24 protein-coding genes and 1 tRNA gene are annotated in these 25,709 nt (G+C 42.1%); 12 read left to right on the forward strand and 13 right to left on the reverse strand.

The features are described 5' to 3' along the window. Positions 1-21: 21 nt before the first annotated feature. Both D0C36_RS14015 and ruvX read right to left on the reverse strand, forming a co-directional pair. Positions 22-426: a hypothetical protein gene (locus D0C36_RS14015; RefSeq protein ID WP_117392247.1), complete on the reverse strand. Its 405-nt coding sequence runs from the start codon at positions 424-426 to the stop codon at positions 22-24. A 1-nt stretch (position 427) separates the two neighbouring features. After that, positions 428-838 (reverse strand): Holliday junction resolvase RuvX, encoded by a 411-nt coding sequence (gene ruvX / locus D0C36_RS14020; protein ID WP_117392248.1) that lies wholly within the window; start codon positions 836-838, stop codon positions 428-430. Between the two features lie 144 nt (positions 839-982). On the opposite strand from ruvX, the gene D0C36_RS14025 reads away from it, so the two are divergent. From D0C36_RS14025 to D0C36_RS14035, 3 genes are read left to right on the forward strand one after another with little or no spacing between them, the layout of a single operon-like run. Beyond that, on the forward strand, positions 983-2,128 hold the full coding sequence (locus D0C36_RS14025; RefSeq protein ID WP_117392249.1) for a DNA polymerase III subunit: 1,146 nt from the start codon (positions 983-985) through the stop codon (positions 2,126-2,128). Between the two features lie 2 nt (positions 2,129-2,130). Next, complete coding sequence (locus D0C36_RS14030) at positions 2,131-3,582, forward strand: PSP1 domain-containing protein (RefSeq protein WP_117392250.1); 1,452 nt, start codon at positions 2,131-2,133, stop codon at positions 3,580-3,582. 3 nt (positions 3,583-3,585) lie between these two features. After that, a complete protein-coding gene (locus D0C36_RS14035) occupies positions 3,586-4,059 on the forward strand; it encodes a gliding motility lipoprotein GldH (RefSeq protein WP_117392251.1) in 474 nt (157 codons plus the stop codon). A gap of 132 nt (positions 4,060-4,191) precedes the next feature. Here D0C36_RS14035 and mqnB read toward each other — a convergent pair whose 3' ends face one another. Next, positions 4,192-4,920 carry a futalosine hydrolase gene (gene mqnB / locus D0C36_RS14040; RefSeq protein ID WP_317126774.1) on the reverse strand — a complete coding sequence of 243 codons (729 nt, stop codon included), beginning with the start codon at positions 4,918-4,920 and terminating at the stop codon, positions 4,192-4,194. Positions 4,921-4,931: 11 nt separating this feature from the next. Here mqnB and D0C36_RS14045 point away from each other — a divergent pair, with 11 nt between their 5' ends. The 4 genes from D0C36_RS14045 to D0C36_RS14060 all read left to right on the forward strand — a co-directional run bounded on the left by D0C36_RS14045 (position 4,932) and on the right by D0C36_RS14060 (position 10,801). Beyond that, positions 4,932-5,348 (forward strand): 6-pyruvoyl trahydropterin synthase family protein, encoded by a 417-nt coding sequence (locus D0C36_RS14045; RefSeq protein ID WP_117392758.1) that lies wholly within the window; start codon positions 4,932-4,934, stop codon positions 5,346-5,348. A gap of 10 nt (positions 5,349-5,358) precedes the next feature. Then, entirely contained in the window at positions 5,359-6,000 is a 642-nt protein-coding gene (folE, locus tag D0C36_RS14050; RefSeq protein ID WP_117392252.1) for a GTP cyclohydrolase I FolE, read from the forward strand. Positions 6,001-6,108: 108 nt separating this feature from the next. Further along, a complete protein-coding gene (fabD, locus tag D0C36_RS14055) occupies positions 6,109-6,996 on the forward strand; it encodes an ACP S-malonyltransferase (RefSeq protein ID WP_117392253.1) in 888 nt (295 codons plus the stop codon). Between the two features lie 106 nt (positions 6,997-7,102). Next, on the forward strand, positions 7,103-10,801 hold the full coding sequence (locus D0C36_RS14060; RefSeq protein ID WP_158557115.1) for an ATP-binding protein: 3,699 nt from the start codon (positions 7,103-7,105) through the stop codon (positions 10,799-10,801). Between the two features lie 63 nt (positions 10,802-10,864). On the opposite strand, the gene nadA is transcribed toward D0C36_RS14060, so the two are convergent. Further along, on the reverse strand, positions 10,865-11,857 hold the full coding sequence (nadA, locus tag D0C36_RS14065) for a quinolinate synthase NadA (protein ID WP_117392255.1): 993 nt from the start codon (positions 11,855-11,857) through the stop codon (positions 10,865-10,867). A gap of 407 nt (positions 11,858-12,264) precedes the next feature. Between nadA and nadB the strand changes: the two genes are divergently transcribed. Continuing rightward, positions 12,265-13,857 carry an L-aspartate oxidase gene (nadB, locus tag D0C36_RS14070; RefSeq protein WP_117392256.1) on the forward strand — a complete coding sequence of 531 codons (1,593 nt, stop codon included), beginning with the start codon at positions 12,265-12,267 and terminating at the stop codon, positions 13,855-13,857. A 434-nt stretch (positions 13,858-14,291) separates the two neighbouring features. Here nadB and D0C36_RS14080 read toward each other — a convergent pair. Beyond that, positions 14,292-14,364 (reverse strand) — tRNA-Gly (locus D0C36_RS14080). Positions 14,365-14,427: 63 nt separating this feature from the next. Between D0C36_RS14080 and D0C36_RS14085 the strand changes: the two genes are divergently transcribed. Further along, positions 14,428-14,940, forward strand: coding sequence for a gamma carbonic anhydrase family protein (locus D0C36_RS14085; protein WP_117392258.1), 513 nt, complete (start codon positions 14,428-14,430; stop codon positions 14,938-14,940). Here the strand turns inward: D0C36_RS14085 and D0C36_RS14090 are convergent. From D0C36_RS14090 to D0C36_RS14110, 5 genes are all read right to left on the reverse strand, one after another. Further along, complete coding sequence (locus D0C36_RS14090; RefSeq protein WP_117392259.1) at positions 14,930-16,570, reverse strand: Ig-like domain-containing domain; 1,641 nt, start codon at positions 16,568-16,570, stop codon at positions 14,930-14,932. The two genes, D0C36_RS14085 and D0C36_RS14090, sit on opposite strands and share 11 nt — an antisense overlap. Positions 16,571-16,685: 115 nt before the next feature. Further along, positions 16,686-18,548 carry a tRNA uridine-5-carboxymethylaminomethyl(34) synthesis enzyme MnmG gene (gene mnmG, locus D0C36_RS14095; RefSeq protein ID WP_117392260.1) on the reverse strand — a complete coding sequence of 621 codons (1,863 nt, stop codon included), beginning with the start codon at positions 18,546-18,548 and terminating at the stop codon, positions 16,686-16,688. Positions 18,549-18,587: 39 nt separating this feature from the next. After that, entirely contained in the window at positions 18,588-18,833 is a 246-nt protein-coding gene (locus tag D0C36_RS14100; protein WP_199502021.1) for a CBU_0592 family membrane protein, read from the reverse strand. A gap of 9 nt (positions 18,834-18,842) precedes the next feature. Beyond that, positions 18,843-20,714: a ribosomal protection-like ABC-F family protein gene (gene abc-f, locus D0C36_RS14105; protein WP_117392261.1), complete on the reverse strand. Its 1,872-nt coding sequence runs from the start codon at positions 20,712-20,714 to the stop codon at positions 18,843-18,845. Beyond that, entirely contained in the window at positions 20,711-21,367 is a 657-nt protein-coding gene (locus D0C36_RS14110) for an NAD(P)H-binding protein (protein ID WP_117392262.1), read from the reverse strand. The genes abc-f and D0C36_RS14110 overlap by 4 nt, the downstream gene beginning before the upstream one ends. Before the next feature lie 316 nt (positions 21,368-21,683). Here D0C36_RS14110 and D0C36_RS14115 point away from each other — a divergent pair, with 316 nt between their 5' ends. The 3 genes from D0C36_RS14115 to D0C36_RS14125 are packed head-to-tail and all read left to right on the forward strand — an operon-like array spanning position 21,684 to position 24,046. After that, complete coding sequence (locus D0C36_RS14115) at positions 21,684-22,460, forward strand: MlaE family ABC transporter permease (RefSeq protein ID WP_117392263.1); 777 nt, start codon at positions 21,684-21,686, stop codon at positions 22,458-22,460. Next, on the forward strand, positions 22,461-23,246 hold the full coding sequence (locus D0C36_RS14120; protein ID WP_117392264.1) for an ABC transporter ATP-binding protein: 786 nt from the start codon (positions 22,461-22,463) through the stop codon (positions 23,244-23,246). Continuing rightward, positions 23,243-24,046: an MlaD family protein gene (locus D0C36_RS14125; RefSeq protein ID WP_117392265.1), complete on the forward strand. Its 804-nt coding sequence runs from the start codon at positions 23,243-23,245 to the stop codon at positions 24,044-24,046. Before D0C36_RS14120 ends, D0C36_RS14125 begins: the two co-directional genes overlap by 4 nt. Positions 24,047-24,292: 246 nt before the next feature. On the opposite strand, the gene D0C36_RS14130 is transcribed toward D0C36_RS14125, so the two are convergent. The 3 genes from D0C36_RS14130 to D0C36_RS14140 are packed head-to-tail and all read right to left on the reverse strand — an operon-like array spanning position 24,293 to position 25,708. Then, positions 24,293-24,808, reverse strand: a complete 516-nt coding sequence (locus D0C36_RS14130; protein ID WP_117392266.1) for a glutathione peroxidase — start codon at positions 24,806-24,808, stop codon at positions 24,293-24,295. Positions 24,809-24,857: 49 nt separating this feature from the next. Next, on the reverse strand, positions 24,858-25,283 hold the full coding sequence (ybeY, locus tag D0C36_RS14135; RefSeq protein ID WP_117392267.1) for an rRNA maturation RNase YbeY: 426 nt from the start codon (positions 25,281-25,283) through the stop codon (positions 24,858-24,860). Beyond that, a complete protein-coding gene (locus D0C36_RS14140) occupies positions 25,283-25,708 on the reverse strand; it encodes an ATP-binding protein (protein WP_117392760.1) in 426 nt (141 codons plus the stop codon). Before D0C36_RS14140 ends, ybeY begins: the two co-directional genes overlap by 1 nt. Position 25,709: the final 1 nt, after the last annotated feature.

The raw sequence follows: 25,709 nt of genomic DNA on the forward strand, positions 1-25,709 counted from the left end.
CAAATTTTAACAGATGCTTTGCTATTTGCGGGCAGCTAAAGTATCGGGGTATATCCTGTTACATTCAAAAGGGATACTCACAACTTCTCCTTTTCTTTTAATGGTTATGGTGTATTCGCCTTTGTTTTTGATAATGGTATCGCCTTTACGAAACTTATCGAAGTTTTTAGAGATCCACTTGCTACCATCTTTAACATCTGTTGATTGGTGTGTATAAAGATCCGTCCCAAAAAAATAGGCAAAAATGTGGTCGTCGCTCTTATGGGATAATATCAAATGGCATTCGTAATCGTCTCTAAATCCTTTTGCATAATCATCACAAGAAAACTTTGGCTCCCTGCTAATAAAATACAATGCGATAAACACTATTGGCGCAACGGCCAATGCCCTTATCTGTGCCTCATATCGTTCATAAAACTCTTTCAACTTAAAAACCTTTACTCATCCAGCTTTGCAGCAATATCACTGCCGATACCGTATCTACCAGCTCTTTACTCTGCCTTGCTTTTTTGCCCATTCCACTTTGGGCAATGGCTGCCGATGCCATTTTTGAAGTAAAGCGTTCATCCAGCATTTCAATGGGAACCTCGGGGAAGGTCTTCTTCAGCAAATTCACAAAACCCCTTACATGTATGGCCGATTGTGATGGCGTATTATCCATCTGCTTGGGTTCGCCCACTATAAATCGCTCCACCTGTTCGGTTTGCAGGTATTTCTTCAGGTAATCAATAATATGCATAGGGTGTATGGTATCCAATCCCGTTGCTATGATCTGCATAGGGTCGGTAACGGCAATGCCGATACGCTTTGTACCGTAGTCGAAAGCCATGATCCTCATAGCTTCGCAGATTTTAGATGTGAGATATGAGATATGAGATAAACTACCATTTCAATTGAATCTTTGCGCCAAAGATACGGTAAACGCCCCGCGGTCTCAAATCTCATATCTCACATCTAAAATCTATTCGTTACCTTGCACCAAATGCAGTTTAAAGAGATCATAGGGCAGCAAGAGGTAAAGCAAAGGTTGATCAATTCGGTAGCCGAGAACAGGGTGAGTCATGCCCAGTTGTTTTTGGGGCCCGAGGGGTCGGGTTCTTTGGCTTTGGCAGTGGCCTATGCACAGTATCTATCGTGCGAGGATAAACAGCCCGATGATTCTTGCGGGGTTTGTTCATCGTGCCGCAAATACCAGAAACTGATGCATCCCGATCTGCATTTTTCATACCCTTTCTTCGCGAAGCATAAGGATGATAACGCACTTACTTTTATTGAACAATGGCGCGAAGCTTTTACGGCTAACCCATACCTAAGCCTCGACTTGTGGCGCGGATATCTGGACGCCGAGAACAAGCAAGCTAACATCAATATTGCCGAGTGCCACCAGATCATCAAGAAACTCAGCTTTAAACCATTTGAATCGGTTTACAAGATCCTGATCCTTTGGTTGCCCGAGTATCTGGATAAAGAGGGTAATGCTTTACTTAAAGTAATTGAAGAGCCTCAGCCGAATACATTATTCTTATTGGTGGCGCAAAATCAGGATCAGATACTGAACACCATCCTGTCGCGTACGCAACTGGTTAAAATTCCTTGTTTAAATTATGAGGATATCAAAACCGAGATGCTTACCCGCCATCATCAAACAGAAACAGCAGCTTCAGAAATAGCCTACCTCGCCAATGGCAACATGACCGAAGCCTTGGGCATGCTGCAACAAGATACCAAAAGCTATCACGAACTTTTTGTGCAGTGGCTGCGCCTGTGTGTAAGCAACAAAGGCCTCGAGGTGCTGAGCTTTGTAGACCAGGCCGCCAAGATGGGGCGTGAGAACCAAAAGAATTTTATCAGATACGGAATAAGTTTCCTTCGGGAATGCTGCCTTTTACGTGCAGGTGCGGAGCGAATTGTGAAACTGCCCGAGCATGAAATGGAAATGGCCAAAAAAATGTCGGGCGTTATCAGTTTGGGTATGGCTCAGGCGGTGATCAGCGAGCTTGAAACGGCGCATTACCATATAGAAAGGAATGCAAACCCTAAAATCTTGTTTTTAGACGTATCTTTACAGATTATAAAAATATTACATTTGAAAATTGTCCCCGAGGGGAATCACTATATACCGAACTAATTATGGGATGCGGAAGTTGCTCATCCGGCGGATGTACGCCGGCAGGCTGCAAAAGTAATGGCTCATGCCTTACTAATGGTTGCGCCAAACTTGATGTACACGATTGGCTGTCGCACATGGACATGCCAACTAACTATAAGCCATTTTCGATCATCGAAGTAAGATTTAAAGGATCGAGAAAGGAATTTTTTCATAACAACGATAATATCTACCTGGAGAACGGCGACCTGGTTGCCGTAGAGACCACTACAGGTGGGTATGATATCGGCCACGTTTCGATAACCGGCGAACTGGTGCGTATGCAAATGCACAAACGCCATGTTAAAGAAGCTGATGTTGTTAAAAAGATCTATCGCCGTGCTACGCCTGCCGATGTAGATAAGTGGAAAGCTGCCAAAGATCTGGAGTGGGAAACCATGCACAAATCGCGCACGCTGGCGCTTAACCTCAACTTATCAATGAAGATAAGTGATGTGGATTACCAGGGCGATAAAACCAAAGCCACCTTTTATTATACGGCCGAAGGCCGCGTTGATTTCAGGGAACTGATCAAGAAAATGGCCGAGGCTTTCCGCATCCGTATCGAGATGCGCCAGATAGGTATGCGCCAGGAAGCAAGCCGTTTGGGCGGTATTGGCTCATGCGGTCGCGAGCTTTGCTGCAGTACCTGGTTAACCGATTTTAAAACGGTTTCTACCGCTGCCGCACGTTACCAAAATCTATCTTTAAATACCCTTAAGCTTGCGGGCCAGTGTGGCAAATTAAAATGCTGCCTCAACTACGAGCTGGATACTTATATGGACGCGCTGAAACACATCCCCGATAATGTAAATGTGTTAAAGACCCAAAACGGTGATGCCCGCCTGCAAAAAACCGACATCTTTAAACGCATGATGTGGTTCAGTTTCCCTGGTGCCGAATCATGGATCCCGCTGCCTATTAAACGTGTTAAAGAGATACAAGCGTTAAATAAAGAGGGCGTACTGGTTGAAGACCTTGGGCAGGTAGTTGAGGTAGAAACCAAACCGGCAAAAGTGCTTGATTACGAGAACGTTGTTGGCCAGGATAGCCTTACCCGTTTGGATGAGCGCCGCAACAAGAACAAGCAAAAACAGAAAAGCCGCGATAACAACCGCCGTGGCGGCGACCAGCAGGCTAAACGCTCTGAAAATAATAACAATAACCGCCAGCAAAACCAACCTCGCCCGGAAGGCAAACAGCAGGGTGGCGAAGGGGGTAACCGTCCGCAACAGCAACAAAATAACAGGCCAAACCGCCCGCAGCAGCCGCAACAAGCTCAGGGAGAACGCGCCGAAGGCGCTCAAAACGCAGGCCCAAAAACGGAAGGCAGCGGCAACAATAACCGCAACCGTAACAGAAGGCACCGTGGTAACCGCGGTGGTGGCGGTAATCAGGAACGTGGCAACAGTGCACCACCTCAAAATCCGCAGTAATATATGGTAAGGTTAAGAGCTTTATTATTGGGGTTAATGGTAGCGGCAATTGCCCAGGGTTGTTCAGATCCTACAAGGGTGATGGACGATAATACCGAGATTGCCAACCACAACTGGTCGTACGTTAACAGGGTTAAGTATGATGTTGATATTGCTGATAACAACATCCCGTATAACCTGTATTTTAATGTGCGGGTAACGGGTAACTACCGCTATTCAAACATGTTTGCACTGGTAAAAATGACCTCGCCGGGCAAGAAAACACTGGTTACCCGTTACGAGTTTAAGCTGGCCAAACCCGATGGCGAGTGGCTGGGCAGCGGTACCGGTAATATGTATAGCTACCAGATCCCTATCCGCAAAGCATACAAATTCCCGACGGCGGGCAAGTGGCATTTTGAGATAGAACAGAACATGCGCGATAACCCTTTGCATGAGGTTACTGATGCCGGTTTGAGGGTAGAGAAAGCACAATAGGCCTCTCCCCAACCCCTCTCCGAGGGAGAGGGGCTATAAAAAAGACTTAGTAAAAAGTCTCCCCTGTCGGGGGAGATTTAGAGGGGGCTTCACCGCCTAAGTGTTCACGCGCATGAACACCCTGAACACTTATCACATTATGCTAAGCGCATCCAACAATTTTATGGCTATCTCATTAAGGTTTTTAATAGCCGGGCCTATTTGCCAGGCATCGCGGTTGCGTTTCTCCACGTAATTGGAAACGGATCGTACCTGGATGCATGCTACTTTGGCCTCGGAACAGGCGTAGAAGAAGGCCGCTCCTTCCATACTTTCTATCTGGATTTTTAAACGTTGCTGTAATTTTTGGATAGACGCTTCATTTCCGTGGACAGTGTTCACCGTTACTGCCGAACATTTTTTAAGGCCCAGGTCAACCAGTTCTTCCAACGGTTTAGTTGCGCCGAAGGCGCTTTTCCCAAAGCCCATTTCTGCTATCGGCAAAAATTTTTCGTCGTCTTCGGCACCCAGTTCGGCAAGGTTATCTTCGGTTATCTCCACAACATCACCCAGGGCAATATTACGGTCGAAACTGCCGGCAATACCCAGGTTTATGGCCAGGTCATATTGGTTTGTGGCCAGTTCGCGGCCAAGGGCATAGGCTGTTGCTACCATACCTACGCCGGTTATTAGGAGTCTGAAGTCGTTAGTTCTAAGTCTGGAGTCTGAATCTCCACTTTCGGACTTAAGCCTTCGGACTTCGGACTTAAGACTTTCAACTTCAAACTCCGTAGCTGCTACAAACAATACCCGCATAAGCTCTATTTTTTGAAAGCTAAGATAAAACAACTCGCCTGTTTTTGTTTTGTATATTTGCACCATTAAAAGTTATGATGATACATATTACGCGCAAGGAACATTTTAACGCGGCACACCGTATGTACCGCGAGGAGTGGAGCGCCGAGAAAAACTTTGAGGTTTTTGGCAAATGCGCAAACCCTAACTGGCACGGCCATAACTACAACCTTTTTGTAACTGTAAAAGGTGAAGTTACCCATGCTACCGGTTACCTTATTGACCTTAAAGATCTGAAACAGATCATTAACGAATACGTGATAGAAAAGCTGGATCATAAGAACATCAATAAAGATGTGGAGTTTATGGCCGGCAAAATGGCTTCGACAGAATTACTGACAATTGAAATTTTCAACCAGTTAAAAGGCCCTATTGAAGCACACGAAGGCGTATTTTTGCATTCTGTAAGATTATTTGAAACCGAAAATAATTCTGCCGAGTACTTTGGCGAGTAAACCTTTATAGATGATCGACGACGACGACAACATTCCTGACAGGGACGCGGGCATAAACGGTTACCAAAAAGTTGACCGTTACAATCCCGAACTGATCCAAAACCTATCGGGCCATTACCACGAAGTTTTAAAACAAATTGGCGAGGACCCAAACCGCGAAGGTTTACTTAAAACGCCCGAGCGTGTAGCAAAAGCTATGCTTTACCTTACCCATGGCTATGATTCGGATGCTAAAGAGATCCTTAACTCGGCCATGTTTAAGGAAGAGTACAGCCAAATGGTGATTGTTAAAGACATTGAAGTATATTCGATGTGTGAGCACCACATGTTGCCATTTTTTGGAAAAGCGCATATTGCCTACATACCGAACGGTTATGTAGTTGGCCTAAGCAAAATACCGCGTATAGTTGATGTTTTTGCCCGCAGATTGCAGGTGCAGGAGCGTTTAACCAACGAGATACGCGATTGTATACAGGAAACGCTTAACCCTATCGGGGTAGGTGTGGTAATAGAGTGCCGCCACCTTTGCATGAGCATGCGCGGTGTACAAAAGCAAAACTCGGTAACTACCACATCGGCATTTACCGGCGAGTTTTTGAAAGAAAAAACCAGGACAGAATTTTTAAACTTGATCTCATCACGATTGAGTTAATAGCCCCCCAACCTCCGCCAGCTGGCGGAGAAGCAGGAGCTATTTATTTATATATCAATTACTAAACATATACACTTATTCCCCCTTTAGGGGGTTAGGGGGCAACTTATGAAAGCATACATCTTCCCTGGGCAGGGTGCCCAGTTTCTGGGAATGGGCAAAGACCTTTACGAACAAAGCGGACAGGCCCGCGAATTATTTGAAAAAGCGAACGAAATTTTAGGGTTCCGCATTACTGATGTAATGTTTGAGGGTACCGAAGAAGATCTTAAACAAACCAATGTAACCCAGCCGGCTATATTCCTGCACTCGGTAATATTGGCTAAAGTATTGGGCAGCGATTTCCAGCCGGATATGGTTGCAGGCCACTCTTTAGGTGAGTTCTCTGCTTTGGTAGCATCGGGCGCTTTATCGTTCGAAGATGGTTTACGCCTGGTAGCTGCACGTGCAAACGCTATGCAAAAAGCGTGTGAGATACAACCGGGTACCATGGCAGCTATTTTAGCTTTGGATGATTTTACGGTTGAAGATATCTGCCAGCAATTAACTGATGTGGTTGTACCGGCAAATTATAACTGCCCTGGCCAGCTGGTTATATCGGGCACGGTTGCCGGTATTGATGCAGCTTGCGAAAAAATGACCGCGGCAGGCGCAAAACGCGCTATGAAACTTAACGTAGGTGGTGCTTTCCATTCACCATTAATGGAAGCTGCACGTGTTGAGCTGGAGCAAGCTATTGTGAATACAGCATTTAGCAAACCGGTTTGCCCTATCTACCAAAACATTGATGCAAAAGCTTATACCAATGTTGAGCAGATAAAACATAATTTGATTGCACAATTGACCGGCCCGGTACGCTGGACGCAAACCGTTGAGCACATGCTTGAAGATGGCGCAACATCATTTACTGAAGTTGGCCCCGGCAAAGTATTGCAAGGACTTGTTAAAAAGGTAAACCGCGAGGTTGCTACTGCAAGCGCAGCCATCCAGGAATAATACATTACATAAAGCCGCCCTTTTTGGGTGGCTTTATTTTTATACTACCTATTAGATACAAAAATAATTGTCAACCGCCGGAAAAATACGGGTACTGTTAGCCTTATTGTTTGCCAGTTTACTGTTTACAGCACTGGCTATAGAAAGCACGTACACGCCGGCCAACAATTTGGTGCAAACGGCACGCCTGCTCGAAAATAATCTCCATAAAAAAGAAACGCTTGTTTATAACTTCCTAACCAGTAAGCAAGCTTTTGAGGAGATAAAGAATTTACGTAATACCCCTAAAAAAGGCCTCAATTTTATCCAGGATTATACCATGAAACGTGGTATATGGGCACTGGTATACAAAAACGGGAAACTTAATTTTTGGTCGGGTGCTAAGGTTATCCCGCCGAAGGCGGTCCAAAGGATAAAAGAAGGCTGTTCTTTTATAAAACAACCAAATGGTTATTACGAAGCTATCCGTAAAACCGATGGTGAAACAGTGGTTATATTTTTTATCCCTGTAAGAAACAGCTATCCTTTCGGAAACGAATATCTGCGCAACGTTTTTGCAAAAGATCTCACCACCGATCAAAATGTAGAAATTGCCGATTTTACTGATAAAGAAGTATACGCCGTGCATGATGTTAATGGCGTTTACCTATTCTCTTTAAAACTCACAAAAGGTGTAAATCATCGTTTCTTTAACCTTGTTGTTGGTTTTTGGGTATTGGCAATTATCAGCTTATGCATACTTATCCAAAACATTACGCAATATCTTGCTCGTAAGTGGGTGTATGCTTCCTTCTTGTTCCTTGCCGGTTCTTTGATCATCATCAGGATAATAAACCTGTTTTTAGGTATACCGGTATTTACCGAACAATTATCATTATTTAGCCCCCAGTTATATGCATCATCACCCGTATTCCGTTCCCTGGGCGATTTTTGTATCAATATCCTGTGCTTATGCTGGTTCTTTGCATTTGCTTACACCCAGCGCAACCGGTTGGTGAAAAAAAAGCCGGGAAAAATTTTAAGCTACGTTATCCTGGCAGCCATATTGGGCATACTCATATTTATCTCAAACGAGCTTTTAAGGATATTCTACGGCCTGGTAATTAACTCTAAGATAAGTTTCGATGTAAATAACATCCTTAATTTATCTGGCTTTAGTTATTTAGGTGTACTGATGCTTTGTTTCAGTTTCCTGATGTTCTTTCTGCTAAGCGAGATATCGCTTACTATTTGTTTTGAACTTGCTATTCCAACCTCGCAGCAGGCTATTATTTTTATTAGTGCAATTGCTATTGTAACCGCAGTCACCACTTTTTACTGGGAGTTTAGCATGTACAATATTTTGTGGATGTTTATTATACTGATAAGGGGTTACGCTTATGAGTATGAGAACCGGCGGTTTACCTCGATGACCTTTATATGGGTAATACTAATATGTACCATTATATCGGCCATAAAGCTTAACCATTTTGAACAGGTTAGGGAAGAAGGTGTAAGAAAAGTACTGATCCAAAAACTGGAGATGCCTGATGATGCTATAGCTGATGGCATCTTCAAAAAAATAGAAAAAGACCTAAGTAAAGATTCGTTACTGGTATCGTACTTTAAAAGTACCGACCGAAGCGATGATTACCTGGAAACCCGCTTAAAGAAAACATATTTTGACCAATACCTTTCTAAATATGATTTTAAGGTACATGGATACGATACCAATGGTTCGCCTATATCGGTAGAAAAAAACTACTCGCTTGATGTTTTCAAGGATATGGTGGTTTACAGTTCATACAAAGTATCTGATTACTTCTACCGGGAGAACGAATCGTTCGGTTTCCAAAGCTACTTTGCCATTTTACCGGTATTCGATAATGACAATAACCTGGGTACGGTTGTTATTGAACTAAAGTCTAAACCTCTTTTGATTCCCGGTTCATTCCCCGATCTGTTGATAGATAAGCAGGTAAAAGGAAATAGCGATGATTTTAAAGGTTATTCTTTTGCTTTTTATGCTGATAACCGCCTGGTAACGCAAAGCGGTAATTACGTTTACAGCGTACGTAATAATGAGTTTAAAGGAAAACTGCATGATTATACCACGCAAACATCTGAAGGTACCAACAACGCTTTAGCCAGTAGGTTTACCACATATAACCACCTGCTGTACAAGCAAAGCGAACGTAACCTTATTGTAGTTACACAAGAAAACAATGCGCTTTTATCAAATATAACGGCCATAACTTTTTTCTTTGTTATCCTGCTTTTATTTGGTACGCTGGTAATTTTGGTAAGGTTGTTATGGATAAGAGTAAGGATATTAACGGTTAACAATAACCGCATTAAATGGGGCTTTAAAATAAGCCTCGATAAGATCTTATACCGTACGCGTATACAATTCTCTATGATATTTGCCGTAGTAATTACGCTGATATTGGTGGGTATAATCACTTTTGTATCTATCAGTTCGCAGTTTCAAACACAGCAGGAGAAGCTGATACGATCAAAAATTTTACAAATAGCAACGGCTTTTGAGGTGGGCCCGCTGGTTGATCGTTTAAATTACGATAATGAACAGGCGAGGGTAGCCTTTGATAATTTGGCCGGCAACTACTCTGCCGACCTTAGCTTATTTGATTTGAACGGCAAATTATTGTTAACCACGCAACCTAAAATTTATGATTATGGTTTGCTTTGCCGCCAAATGAACGGCAGGGCATTTATTGCTTTAAATGGTCAGCAAAAATCTGAAGTTTTAAGTGATGAAAAGATAGGTTTACTATCGTATAAAGCTGCTTATACACCCATCCGCAATGTTAGGCACGAAACCATTGCTTACCTGCAGTTACCCTACTTTGCCAACCAGGCCGATTATACAGAGCGTATAGGCTCATTGCTTAACATCATGATAAACGTTTATGCCCTGGTATTTATAGCCATTGGTTTGTTTGCGGTGATCATAGCAAGGCAAATAACAGCGCCGCTAAACTTTATCCAATACAACTTAAGTAAAACCATTTACGGTAAAAAGAACGAGCCTATTAAATGGGACCGCGATGATGAGATAGGGGCACTGATAAAAGAATATAACAACATGATTGCTGCGCTTGAACAAAGCGCTATAAAACTGGCACAGTCTGAACGTGAGAGCGCCTGGCGTGAAATGGCTAAGCAGGTAGCCCACGAGATCAAAAACCCTCTAACGCCGCTTAAACTTGGCTTACAGTTGCTTGATAAATCATGGAAGGATAAAGACCCTAAGTTTGACCAGAAATTTGAGCGTTTCAGCAAATCATTTGTTGAGCAGATAGAAAGCCTTTCATCCATTGCATCTGAGTTCTCGGCTTTTGCTAAGATGCCTGATACCAGGATAGAGCGGATGAATATTTTTGATATCCTTAACCAGGCGGTAACCATCTTTAAACAAATGGACAATGTACTGATCACCTATAAATGGCCCGAAACACCATTTAACGTTGATGCCGACCGCGACCAGCTGTTACGTTGTTTTAACAACCTGCTTAAAAACGCTATAGAGGCTACGCCTGAGGACAGGAAATGTGAGATAGAGATCAATTACCTCATCACGACAAAAAACATCCTTTTAACTATTAAAGATAACGGCAGCGGCATACCTGAGAATATGCGCGAGAAAATATTTGAGCCAAACTTTACTACCAAAAGTTCCGGTACAGGCCTTGGTTTGGCCTTTGTTAAAAACTCAATAGAAAATGCCAACGGAAAGGTTTGGTTTGATACCGCTATTGATGCAGGTACTACTTTCTATCTTAGTTTTCCAATAGCAGCCGTTTAAGGCTCTCATTTGCTATTATCAGTACCAAGATACCTATCCGTTGGCATTAATGTCTTACAGGGCTTATAAACCCAATTTAGCTGATATCTCCAGCATACGCTCTATCGGCTTTACAGCTTCTTTAATGATATGCGCAGGTACCTCAACCTCGGGCATTTCATTTTTTAAGCACAGGTAAAGTTTCTCCAGTGTATTGCGTTTCATGTGCGGGCAATCGTTACATGCACAAAGGTTATTTGGCGGCGCCGGGATAAATACTTTATCAGGATTATCCTTTTCCATCTGGTGCATAATACCCGATTCTGTAGCTACGATAAATTCCTTAGCGGGGCTGTTAGTAGCGTACTTCAGTATACCGGTAGTAGAGCCTATGTAATCGGCCAGTTCCAGTATCACTTCCTCACACTCCGGGTGGGCCAGTATCTTGGCATCAGGATGGCGTTCTTTAAGCTTAGTGATCTTTTCACGGCTAAATATCTCGTGCACCATGCAGGCACCGTTCCATAGTACCAGGTCGCGGCCTGTTTTTTTGGCTACCCATGCGCCAAGGTTTCTATCGGGCCCAAAGATGATCTTTTGGTCTTTTGGTAAGCTTTCTACAATCTGTACCGCGTTGCTCGAGGTACATACGATGTCGCTTAAAGCTTTCAGTTCTGCTGTACAATTTACGTAGGTAATTACCAGGTGGTCAGGGTATTGCTCTTTAAATTTCCTGAACAAATGCGGCGGGCAGCTATCAGCCAGTGAGCAGCCTGCTTTCAGATCCGGTAGCAGAACTTTCTTATCGGGTGATAATATTTTTGCTGTTTCGGCCATGAAGTGTACACCGGCAAAAACAATGATATCGGCATCTGTTTTAGCAGCCTGTTGCGAAAGGCCAAGGCTATCGCCAATATAATCGGCAATATCCTGTATATCTCCTTCCTGGTAATAATGGGCCAGTATAACAGCATTTTTTTCTTTTTTGAGTTTATCTATTTCCGCAAAAAGATCAAGCGTCGGGTCGATGTATTCGTCGGCAAATCCTTTCACATTTATTTCTTCGAAGGTATTCATTCCACAAATCAATTAATAATAGCTTCTTTTTATATTAAAATAAAACTATTGTTTGTTAAGGTGTTAGTTATGTTAAAAAGTCGGGATACGAATTAGCTAAAAAGTTGTTTTTCCATTGTTATTAACAATTTTAAACGTCTTTATATTTTTTATCTAATTGATTTTTAAATCCATATCGTAAACAACTTTTTGTTTAAATACTTATTTGTTAATAATTATCGGTGTGTAAAATTGTTGATTTCGTTGTGAAACTGTCTTATAAATTGCTCAAAAGATCTGTCGAAATCTCAAAAAATCGGGGTTATCCACAGTCAATACTTTTTCTGATTTTTTTCCTACACAAATTTAACACGTTTTACCCCGCTTATTAACATAAAACCTAATTTTACACAATACATATACAAAGCATGACCAGAAATGTTGATTTCCTTGTTGTCGGATCGGGTATAGCCGGATTGAGTTTTGCACTTAAAGCTGCAAAGCACGGTAAGGTTCTGATAGTTACAAAAGCTAACGAGGACGAAAGCAATACTAAATACGCCCAGGGTGGTGTTGCAGTAGTTGTGGATAAAAAAGAAGATTCGTTTGAAAAGCATATAAATGACACCTTAATTGCCGGGGATGGCCTCTGCGACCCCGAAGTTGTTAGGGCTGTTGTTACCGAAGGCCCGGAGAGAATTAACGAAATAATAGACTACGGTACTAATTTCGATAAGACAAACGATGGCATTTATGACCTGGCAAAAGAGGGCGGCCACTCTGAGTTTCGAGTACTGCATTATAAGGATATAACCGGCTTTGAAATAGAGCGTGCTTTATTAGAAGAGATCCACCGCGAACCTAATATTGAAATACTGACACATTACTTTGCAGTAGACCTGATAACCCAACACCATTTAGGTGAGTTTGTGGATAAGTCTACCGAGGATATTAAATGTTACGGTATTTATGCTTTCAACACAGAAACTAATCATGTTGAAAAGATACTTTCAAAGATAACCGTAATGGCATCTGGTGGTGCGGGGCATATTTACTCTGTTACTACTAACCCTGTTATTGCTACCGGTGATGGTGTGGCCATGGTTTACCGTGCAAAAGGTAAAGTAAGGAATATGGAGTTTATCCAGTTCCATCCAACGGCTTTATATAATCCGGGCGAATATCCATCTTTCCTTATATCAGAGGCGGTACGTGGTTTCGGGGGTATATTAAAACGTACTAATGGTGAAGAGTTTATGCAGGAGTATGACCCGCGTAAGTCGTTAGCACCAAGAGATATTGTAGCACGTGCTATTGATGCTGAGATAAAAAAATCGGGTGAGGATTATGTTTATCTTGATGTAAGGCATAAAAAGAAGAAGGATATCCTGCAGCATTTCCCTAATATCTACGCCAAATGTTTAGATATGGGTATAGATATGACCCGCGATATGATACCTGTTGCACCTGCGTGCCATTATATGTGTGGTGGTGTACTGGTAGATCATCAGGGCCGTTCGTCTATTAACCGCTTGTATGCTTGTGGCGAGTGTTCATCAACAGGACTGCATGGTGCTAACCGTTTGGCTTCTAATTCATTATTAGAAGCATTGGTTTTTGCCCATCGTATATATAAGGATGCGGTTGTTGATTTCTCTAACATAGTAGTACCGGATAACATACCGGATTGGGACGAGAAAGGTGTGCAGTTGTCAGACGAAGATATCCTGGTTACACACAACATCCGTGAGATGCAAAAGCTGATGAATGACTATGTAGGTATCGTCCGTTCAGATTTCAGACTGGAGCGGGCCATGCGCCGCCTGCGTTTATTATATGAAGAAACTGAGGAGTTTTATAAACGAACTAAACTATCCGTTAAACTTTGTGAGTTGCGTAACCTGATACAAGTATCGTACATCGTAGTAAAATCGGCCATGATGCGTAAAGAAAGCAGGGGTTTGCATTATACTACGGACTACCCTGCACATCAAGAAGTTTTAGAAGATACGGTGTTTTAGCACATTGAACTATTTTAGCTTGGCCCAATTTATTGACCGCGTTAAAACTATCGAGACAGGCTTTTCTTTATTTTTAAGTTTACCATCTCTACGGTAGCGAAACGGGTCAAAGTAGATACCGTCATTATACATGTATATGATGTAACTCTTTAAGTTTTGAGGTCCTATGAACTTAATCGACAAGTGTCCCGGTTTTACTAAGAGTTGATTAGTGTAGTACGATTTGGCTAATATATCTTTTATTAATCTCAAGCTTTGTTGATTGACGATCCATTTTTTATTGTTATTTGAATCATGAATTTCAATTGCTGTTACGTCTGTTAAATCTATAAATGATTTAACACTCATTTTATCGTCTTGCCCAAATAAGTTGTAAGGACTTGCGATAAGAAGGAGAAAAAAAAATGGTCTTAACACATTAATATTTGTATTTGAGCGAAAAACGGGGTTCGAACCCGCGGCCTTCAGTTTGGGAAACTGATGCTCTACCAGCTGAGCTATTTTCGCTTGTATCATCAAACATAATAATTTATTCACTCATTCACTCATTCAAAAATCACTCATTAAAATATGCCTGTTATACTACCTGTAAAAGATAAATCGCCCCAGATTGGTAAAGATTCGTTTATTGCGCCTAATGCTACTATAGTGGGCGATGTGGTAATGGGCGATAATTGCTCCGTTTGGTTCAATGCCGTTATCCGTGGTGATGTACATTACATCAAGATAGGTAACAATACCAATATCCAGGATAATGCTTGCATCCACGCTACGTATTTAAAAGCGCCAACTAATATAGGTAACAATGTTTCAATCGGTCATAACGCCATTGTACATGGTTGTACATTAAAGGATAATGTTTTAATAGGCATGGGGGCCATTGTAATGGACGATGCTGTGGTAGAGGAGTATGTGATCATCGGCGCAGGTTCTGTTGTATTAGAACGCACCGTATGCGAATCGGGCTATTTATACGCCGGTTCTCCCGCTAAAAAAATAAAGCCCCTTACTGATGAGCAAAGGGCTTTATTAGATAAGTTGCCGAATAATTATATCATGTATTCGGGCTGGTTTAAAGAGTAACCTGTTCTTGAGGGATGGCCAAAGGTTCTTCCGATTCCCAGTTGGGCCTCAGCGTAAGTTCCTTATCATAAAGCCATATATTCTCTGGCTGTTGTTGTTGCTTTACATTACCACTATCCCAACGGCCATTCTTGTTATTATCATAAACCACTCTTATACGGTATTTACCGGTTAGGTAGTTTTTATAGATTATAGAGGTGCTGCTGGTTATAGGGTCGCTTCTTAATAAGTTCTTTTGGTCATCCAATAACTCAACTACATAACTTTTATCAGGCTCCGGAACGGTTACTTTTAAAGTAAGCTGACTATAATTTTCTTGTTTATCACCTTCAAAGTTAACCCCTGCACGTTTGTTTTTATCGCCATAAATATCTGTAAAAGCATCTTCATTTAAAGTGAGCTGATATTTGCGCCCCGGCCTGAAACGGTATTTTAAATAGACCGTACGGGTTGATGCGGTATCTTTTGTAATTGTAAAGTTTTGTATAGTTGTCGAATCTTCTTTAAGGATCATCAAGCCCTGTTCGTATGAGGCTATAGGCAGGTTAGCAGTTATAGATAGATCCATTCCCGGTTTAAGCCTGTTGTCTCTGTTTATGCCGTACTTAAAACCTAAATTACGGGTAAACGATTCTTTCTTTTGCTTGCGCTGATAAATAGTATCTAAAACTTTATTATTATCAAAAACAGCTACACTTATCGAATCCCAATCCATATTTTTCATATAAACTGTGGCAGTATCTTTGGTCTTGGCTATTTCTACTATTTTTTGATCATTTAATGCAGGCGGATAAATTATTTTAACCGAAGGACTGGCCAGGCGTTTGTTGAAGTTTAGCGCTAATACTCCATCTGTACCAAACTTTTTTTCAACCCTGAATTTGTTTGGTATCTGCTGGAAGAGTGCGAGGCGGATATTGCTCGAATCTTTAGTAAGTACTATAGGTTTTTTTGAGAAAGCGATCAATTCCTTATCGTTATCGAATATCTTATTCGGGCTGGCTTCCTTTAACGCGTAAATGCGATAAGTACCTTCATGTAAGTTGTTAAGAGAAAAGTTACCGGATGAATCTGTTGTTGCAAATATGCTTGGTTTCTTTTTGCCAAACAGCAACGAGTCTTGGCTTATAGGGAAGATCATTACTGTAGCATCTTTCTCTCTCTCTTGTGTGGTGCTGTTGATCACCGAACCCGACATGCTCAAAGAATCAATATGCGGACCGGTGGAAAATACGTAAGTAAAGTTTTTTAGCACATTGCTTTCATTTACATCCTGTATTGCCTTACCAAAATTGATAACGTAAGTTGTATTTTTTTGCAGCGTGTCTTTAAATTTGATTTGAAGTGTTCTTCGATTGGCATTATACTCCGGTGCTTTCTCCGGGGTAGGGCTCATGGTAATTTCCTGGTAAGTGTTGGTGAGTTTAAAAAATTCATCAAACTCAAGATTAACTTCTTTTGCATTAAAATTTCTGGTCATGTTGGCCGGTGTTGCTTTCAGCAATTTGGGCGGGGTAAGGTCACGCGGGCCACCCTGAGGTTTTTGAATAGCCGCGCAACCAAAAATGATCAAAATGGCTATCACAAGCGAAAGATTTTTTGCAAAAAAGGCAGGTTTTTGATTTAACATATATTTTAAGCCCTATAAGCGATTTTTATGTTTTTATGAACGCCAATATTAAAAAAGTAAAATAATGGCTTAAAATTAATATTTTATAATTATCTGTAAATCAATAATTTATGCTCTATCGCGATACATGCACCATCAAAACCGACACATCTGACGGAGAAACGCCCGAGATACGAGATGCCTGGCCTAAAGTACGTGGCTTTATTCTACTCAGTTTTTCACGAGCCTCTTTTGATAGCGAACCCAATTGACTATAATCAAAATTTGGATTGATCTCACGGTCTTCCATTTTTTTCATCTTGTCAACTATCTCCATCTCTTTGATAAAGTAACTCTCGTATTTGATTTTTATTTCAGCCTGCTCAATAGTTTCTTTATCATATTTTGATAACAGCTCTTGTAATGAATTATCTGCGGCTTTCAGCTCATCAAAGCCTACCTGTGGGCGGCTTAATAAATTGAAAAGCTTTGTGTTTTGAGGGATGGCTGAAGTACCGTTCTCTTCCAGTATGGCATTTACTTTACTGGGCTCAATACTTTTAGCTTTTGTGAAAGCTACTATATCGTCAGAGTTTTTGATCTTGGCATTCACTTTCTCCAGTCGTTCATCATTGATCAAACCCAGCTCATGGCCAATAGGACTTAACCTGATATCGGCATTATCCTGGCGAAGTAACAGTCGGTGTTCGGCCCTTGAAGTGAACATACGATAAGGTTCTTCTGTGCCTTTTGTTACCAGGTCATCTATCAATACACCTATGTATGACTCTGATCTTTTCAATATCAGTTCATGTTTATCGTTGATCTTTTGATGCGCATTGATGCCCGCAATGAAACCCTGAGACGCTGCCTCTTCATAACCGGTAGTACCATTTATCTGGCCGGCAAAATACAGGTTGCTGATCTGTTTGGTTTCAAGCGTTAAACTTAGCTGCGTAGGGGGGAAGAAATCGTACTCTATGGCATAACCAGGCCGGAACATTTTGGCGGTCTCAAATCCCGGTATTTGGGTCAAAGCACGGTACTGTACATCTTCAGGTAACGAGGTTGAGAAACCATTTACATAGATCTCAACTGTATTTAATCCTTCAGGTTCTACAAAGATCTGGTGCCTGTCGCGCTCTGCAAAACGGTTGATCTTGTCTTCAATGGATGGGCAATACCGTGGGCCTAAACCTTTGATACGGCCGGTAAACATTGGTGATTTTTCAAAGCCTTCTTTCAGTGTTTCGTGCACATTGCTGTTGGTATAAGTTATCCAGCAGCAGCGTTGCTCCTCTATACCCTGTACATCGGTGTAAGAGAATTTGCCCCTGACAGTATCGCCCCATTGTTCTTCCATCAACGAGTAATTAAGGCTGCGCCCATCTACACGGGGTGGAGTACCGGTCTTCATACGGCCTGCTTCAAAGCCCAAGGTTACCAGTTGTTCGGTAAGGCCTGTAGCAGCTTTTTCACCTGTTCTGCCACCGCCAAATTTCTTCTCACCAATATGGATAATCCCATTCAAAAAAGTACCATTGGTAAGTACAACTGCATCGGCCTCTATCTCTACACCTATAGAAGTTTTTACGCCTGCAACAGTATTATTCTTTATTAAAAGAGAAGTTACTGTATCCTGCCACATGTCAACATTAGGGGTACGTTCAAGGGCTAAACGCCACTCTTCAGCAAAGCGCATGCGGTCGCTTTGGGCACGTGGGCTCCACATAGCCGGGCCTTTAGACTGGTTCAGCATCCTGAACTGGATAGACGTTTTATCGGTGATAATACCCGAGTATCCACCCAAAGCATCTACCTCGCGCACTATCTGTCCTTTAGCCACACCACCCATTGCAGGGTTACAACTCATCTGTGCAATGGTGCCCATATTCATGGTAATAAGCAACACAGATGAACCTAAATTGGCAGCAGCAGCAGCAGCTTCACAGCCCGCATGACCCGCACCAACTACAATAACATTATACTTCTTAAACATATTAATGGTGATGTTCCACGTGGAACATTCTTTAAAATATCAATTAGATGTTCCACGTGGAACATTGAAAAACGAGTACAATCCAAATGCTGCCCATATACCTTCAAGTACAACAAAAGGATAAAATTCTATTAAATAAGAGGAGTAGCCACATATAGCCGCCCCTATAAAATTCATAGCCGAATAAACCCTGCTCTGTGTGTTTAGTACCTTAAAAAGGTTAAACACAAAGGCCGCTAACAGGATAGTTACCCCAACAGATGCAATGATATCAGACTGTTTCATGCCGTGTTATTAAGCTTCTTTTAGTTCTGATAATTCCATCCAGCGCATAGTCTTCTCCTCAAGTTGGGCGTCAAGTTTGTCTAACAGATCTGTTGTATCAGACAAGGTTTTTGCGTCAATCCCAGTTTTGTTGAGGGCCTCGCTTGCTCTTGCTTTTTTATCTTCCAGTTCTGCTATTTCTTTTTCCAGCCCCTCTAATTCTTTCTCTTCTTTAAAAGATAGTTTACTCTTTTTAGCCTGCGGCGCAGGAGTAGGGGCTGTAACAGGCGCCGGTTTCTTAGCCTGTTGTTTGCTTTCTTCCAGCTCAGTCCTATATGATGAATAGTTACCGTTGAAGATCCTTACATGGCCACCCGGTTCCATAATGAATAATTGCTCGGCCATTTTATCCAACAGATAACGGTCGTGCGATACCAACATCAGGATGCCGGGGTAGGTCATCAGGAACTCTTCCAGAACGTTGAGTGTGTCAATGTCCAGATCGTTGGTTGGCTCATCCAATATCAGGAAATTGGGGTTCTTCATCAAGATCTTCATCAGATGAAGGCGTTTCTTTTCACCACCACTCAGCTTAGCCACCATGCCATATTGCTTGGCAGGGGGGAATAAGAACAAGGTGAGCAGGGCTGAGGCCGAAATGGTTTTACCATCGGCCATGGTAATAAATTCAGCAACGTTCTTTACTATATCAATCACCCGGTCGTCATCCTTAAAGGTTAAACCAGCCTGGTTAAAGTAACCCATCACAGTAGTTTCACCGGTATCAATCTTACCGCTATCGGGTTGAAGATTGCCTGTGATAAGGTTAAGAAGGGTTGATTTACCGCTACCGTTCTTTCCGGCCAAACCTATACGGTCGCCTTTTTTAAAGGTGTAAGTAAAATCGTTTACAAAAGTGTTGCCACTGAAACCTTTGGTTACATCATGCAACTCCATTATTTTGTTACCCTGTCGGGCGGTTTTAACGCTCAGCTCAACATTTTGCTTTGGCCCACCATTTTTGGTTTTGGCTTCCAGATCATAAAACGCATCAATACGCGATTTAGATTTGGTACCCCTTGCTTTTGGTTGCCTGCGCATCCACTCCAGCTCTTTACGCAGCAGGTTGCTATTCTTCTGGAACGATGCCTCATCTGCGGCTTCGCGCTCGGCTTTCTTCTCCAGGTAATAAGCATAGTTGCCGGCGTAGGGGATGATCTTGCCTTTATCAATCTCCAAAATTTCGTTACAAACGTTATCCAGGAAATACCTGTCGTGTGTAACCATCAAGATGGTTTTGCTGCCCTCTGTCAATAGTTTCTCCAGCCACTCAATAGTATCAATATCAAGGTGGTTGGTTGGCTCATCTAAAACATAAAGTTCAGGGTCTTCAATTAAAAGTTTAGCTAAAGCCAAACGTTTCTTCTGCCCGCCCGATAATGTGGTTATCTGCTGATTAAGGTGATGTATATCAAGTCGGCCTAAAATGGTTTTGATCTTGTACTCATACTCCCAGGCATCTATCTCGCTCAGCTCTTCCATCACTTTATTAAGAGCATCCATATTGTCCGGATCGTTCTCTAATAACTCTTCGTACTTGCGGATGGCTTGCTGCTGTTTGTTATCAGCATGGAAAATATAATCGCTGATGGTAAGCGCTCCTTTAAAATCAGGATCTTGCTCAAGATAACCAACGTTAAGTTCTTTGGCTTGTGCTACTTTACCTTCGGTTGGCTTAAGCGATCCTGAAAGTATTTTTAGCAGCGTGCTTTTTCCGGCACCGTTAACACCCACAAGGGCAACACGGCGCCCACGGTTAATACCAACGGTTACATTTTTAAATAACCAGTTATCATGAAAAGAATGGCCCAAATTTTCGGCCGATATAAAAGATGCGCTCACTTTATCTGTTTGATTTTATCTGTTGTATGTATAAATGTGCCCTCGGCATCATCTAAAGAAAGTTTGTACATGGCCCATGCCAATTGCGGGGCTTTAATGCTTTGGTATTTCTTTAAACCGCCTACCAACAGCGGATCTATTACTTTAAATATCCCGTTAATGATAGTTTCGGCTAATCGCTTCTCCTTACGCTCACCTACCAGCATCGATGGTTCATAGATATGCAGCACAGGTATGCCTACCTTTTCCACATCATCTTCTACTTCGCCTTTTAGCTTTAAGTAGCTGTTAGATGCGTTTTTATTAGCACCTACCGCACTTATAAGGTGAAATTGTTTAACACCGTTCTGCTTAGCTAATTGCGCAAGCTTAACGGGGTAATCATGGTCTATTTTGCGATACTCGGCTTTATCCGGCGTTTGCCCTTTGGTTGTGCCCAGGCAGCTGAATATTGCATGGCCTGTAATGGCGGCTGCATAATTATCCAAGTCATCGAAATCAATAACCAACTGCGCCAGCTTAGGGTGACTAAGGGGAAGCTCGCGCCTCACCAGCACCAACACCTCGCTATACTGCGCTTTCTGCAGCAGAATATCTAACAATTTGCTGCCTATTAAACCGCTTGCACCGGCAATTATTGCTTTATATGCCATAGTACCTGTATTAACCGGCAAAATTACGCATAATTATATTGTAGATTGATAATTGTGTGTTTAAACATTTATTAATTTACTTTGGTGTTTCTTATCATAATAGCCCTAAAGAAAATCAGCGATTTGATACAGATTTCCGTTTTTAAACAAAACAGAAATATCAGGTGTTTAGCAAATACTATCCTTCGGGATTTTAAACAATAGTAGACCGTCAATTTATCATATAGATACCGGTGCGCCAGCCTAATGCGCAATAATATTCGGCCTTGTGAAACATTTGACAAACAATTTGTTTATACCTGCAAGTATTTAACTTATGGCAGAACAGGCAGTTACAGGATATAAAAAGTGGCTGGAAGGCGTTGGCGATCAGGGCGTTTTCTTTTCCGGCTTTTTCCGCAACTTATTTAGGGGTGGGTTTGAGTGGTCGGAGTTTGTGCGGCAATGTTATGAGATAGGCTACCGCTCCATGATGCTGGTGGGTATTACCTCGTTTATTATGGGCTTGGTGCTCATCCTTCAGCTACGGCCGTCATTATTAGAGTTAGGGGCAGAGAGTATGCTGCCTAAAACGCTGGCTGTATCTTTTGTACGCGAAATAGGGCCGGTAATCATTGCCATTATTTGTGCCGGTAAGGTAGCCTCTGGTATTGGTGCAGAGCTGGGCAGCATGAAGGTTACCGAGCAGATAGATGCCATGGAAGTATCGGGCGCTAACCCACTGCAATATCTTGTGGTTACACGAGTGCTGGCTACTGCGTTTATGGTGCCGCTGTTAACCTTGATAGGTGATGCCATAGGCCTTGCCGGCGGTTTTCTGGCTCTCAATTTTACCGACGATATTTCTTTTAAACTATACTTCACTAAATGTATATCGGCATTAGAGTTTATGGATCTGCTGCCTGCAGTGGTAAAGACCGTGTTTTTTGGCTTCGCGATAGGTTTTGTGGGATGCTATAAAGGATATAACTCCAATAAAGGCACTGAAAGTGTGGGCCTTGCAGCTAACTCTGCCGTAGTAACCGCTTCACTTTGGATCTTTGTTATTGATGCTATTGCCGTACAGATCACCAGCATTTTATTCTACAGATAGATGGAAACAGCAGAGAAACATATTGAACAAAGAAAGCCTGCTGATAAGAACGAGATAGTGGTGGATATTGACCATATTTCAAAATCTTTCGATACTAAGAATGTGTTGAGGGATATCAACCTGAAATTGAAGCGCGGGGAGAATGTGGTGGTGCTGGGCAAATCAGGTCAGGGTAAATCGGTTACTATCCAATGTATTGTTGGCTTGCTTACGCCTGATAACGGTACGGTAAAAGTTTTTGGTGAGGATGTATCTCAAATGAATGAACTACAGCTTAAAGAGCTGCGTACCAAAATCGGTTTCCTGTTCCAGAGCGGTGCTTTATATGATTCCATGACCGTGCGCGATAACATGGAATTCCCGCTTACGAGAATAAAAAGGTTGACCGATCAAAACGAAATAGACCAGAAGGTAGAAGAAGTATTGGATGGCGTAGGATTGATAGATGCTATTGATAAAATGCCATCAGATCTATCCGGCGGGATGCGCAAACGCGCCGGCCTTGCCCGTACACTGATCATGCAGCCCGAAATTATGCTGTATGATGAACCAACTACAGGATTAGACCCCATCACCTCGCGCGAGATAAGTGAGCTGATATTGCACATGCAACAGAAGTACAAAACATCATCCATCATTATTACCCATGATATGGAATGCGCACGCATTACTGCCGACAGGATAGTGATCATGAACGATGGAGAATACATAGCCGAAGGCTCATACGAGGAGCTGGAAAAATCGGACGACGAATTTATAAGATCATTTTTTAACCAAACCAAATGAAAACTACATCATCCCAAAAAGTAAAAATTGGTATTTTCACCATTATTGGGTTGTTAGTACTATTCCTGGCGGTGTTTTACATCGGCAATCAGAAAAGCATGTTCAGTTCTACATTCCGTGTTTACGGGATGTTTAAGAACGTGAGCGGGCTAACGGTGGGCAACAACGTACGCTTTGCGGGTATAAATGTAGGCGTAGTTGAGGCCATTAACATTGTAAACGATAGCTCGGTACGGGTTGACCTTACGCTGAATAATACCGTGAAAAAATTCATTAAAACCGATTGCAAACTCAGCATAGGCAGCGATGGGTTGATGGGGGATAAGCTTGTGGTAATTGCACCCGGCGGCATTACCAGCACCACTGAGGTAAATAACGGGGATAAACTTACCGGCATTAATCCTGTTGATGTGGATAAGGTGATCAACAAGCTTACTAAGATAGCCGATAACGCAGAAAAGATAACCGAAGGGCTATCTGCCATTGTTAACAAGGTAAACAGCGGAAAAGGCAGCATTGGGCGCTTATTGAACAACGAGCAAATAGCCAAAGACCTTGAAGGTACTGTTAAACAGGCCCAAACCACCATGAAGGGTGTACATGCCACAACAGCAACGCTAAACGAAGACCTGAAGGCTGCCCAGCATAATTTCTTACTGAGGGGCTTTTTTAAGAAGAAAGAGAAAGCCAAAAAGGATTCGTTAGAAAAGATACAGAAGGCGAAACAAAAGGCCCAGGAAGACAAGGAAAAGGCCGCTAAAGAAGCTAAGGAGAAGGCAGAGAAGAAAGGGGATAATTAACACATCGCGCTTCCATAGCGTCATGCTGAACTTGTTTCAGCATCCCACATGCTATTGCCGCGCGTTATAACCTAACATGTCATTTCGAACGAAGTACGAGGAGAGATCTTCTACTTGCGATACTTACGATTGCTTATTTTTCGTAGAAGATTTCTCGTAGCCCCTGCGCACATGCCCGGCCTTCTGCTCGCTCGAAATAACATAGTTTGAAAAACAAAAAAGGGAGCGTTAAGCTCCCTTTTTCAATTATAATTCTTTAGTTATCTCTTCTGATAACGGCTTAACAGCAGAGCGGTAGCGGTGTATCAGCTTGCCGTTCTCGTCGATAAGGAATTTCTCAAAATTCCATTTGATCTCGCCGGTAAAATCAGGGTTTGGCTCAGCAGTAAGGTATTTGAAAATAGGGGCGATATCATCACCTTTTACACTTACTTTTTCGCTAAGCGGGAACGTTACGCCGAAGTTTTTCTGGCAAAACTCTTTTACATCGGTGTTAGTGCCAGGTTCCTGGCCGCCAAAGTTATTTGCAGGGAAACCAACTACAACAACTTTGTCTTTGTATTGATCTGCAAGTTTTTGTAATTCAGCATATTGAGGAGTAAATCCGCATTTTGAAGCTGTGTTAACGATCAATAATTTTTTGCCTTTGTATTTAGATAAAGAGAAGTCTTTACCGTCGATGTTTTTAAGTTTAAAGGTATAAACTGTAGATGGGGCAGATGTAACGAACATCATTGCCAGTATCAATGCAAATGCTTTCATGTTCTGTGACTAATTGGAGATGAATAATTTAGTGCGATAAATGTAGGGATTAAAAACCTCTTTTATCCAAATAGAAATCTTCTTTAGATGTCATTTTTTGCTTATCAGCAGCCGATTTATCCTTGTATCCCAGTAAATGCAAAGCACCATGTATAATAACACGGTGCAACTCATGCGTTTCGGTAACGTTAAACTTTGCAGCGTTCTCGAGAATGCGATCTATCGAAATAAAGATATCGCTCACGATGATGCCTTCTTCTTCCGAGTTATCAAAAGTCACGATATCGGTGTAGGTATCGTGATCAAGGTACTGCTGATTTATTTTCAGCAGGTAATCGTCAGAACAAAAAATGTAGTTCAGCTCGCGCAGCTTGTATCCTTCGGCCTCAATGGTATCTTTTAACCATTTACGAACCGCTGTTTTATTCTTTAGCTTGTAGGCAATATCCTCTTCAAAAAAACTAATTGCGGGCATTATATCTTAAAGTGAAGTTCAACCTCGTTGCCTGATGCATTATAGGCACACTGGTCTGCAAGATGTTTTAAAATGAACACGCCACGGCCGGTAAGTTCTTCCAGCCTATCGGCAGCTGTAGGATCAGGCAGATTGTTGTAATCAAAGCCCGGGCCTTCGTCTGCAATGGTCCAAACCATGCGGCGGCCATCAACTTCTACGTTAACAAAAACAGTTTTATTTTCGTCCTGCTTGTTGCCGTGTAAAATAGCGTTCATTACCGCCTCGTTAAGGCAGGTCATCATATTGGCAAAAGTATCCTCGCTCACCTGGTATTTGTCAGCAACTTCTTCTATCAAAGCCTCAAGCTGTGTTATGCTTTCAACCTTTGATGGCAGCTGTAATGTGTAAAGCTCCCCTGCTGCGTGAACATTTGCCTGTTCCATA

It is taken from the genome of Mucilaginibacter conchicola (assembly GCF_003432115.1).
Classification (GTDB): Bacteria; Bacteroidota; Bacteroidia; order Sphingobacteriales; family Sphingobacteriaceae; genus Mucilaginibacter; species Mucilaginibacter conchicola.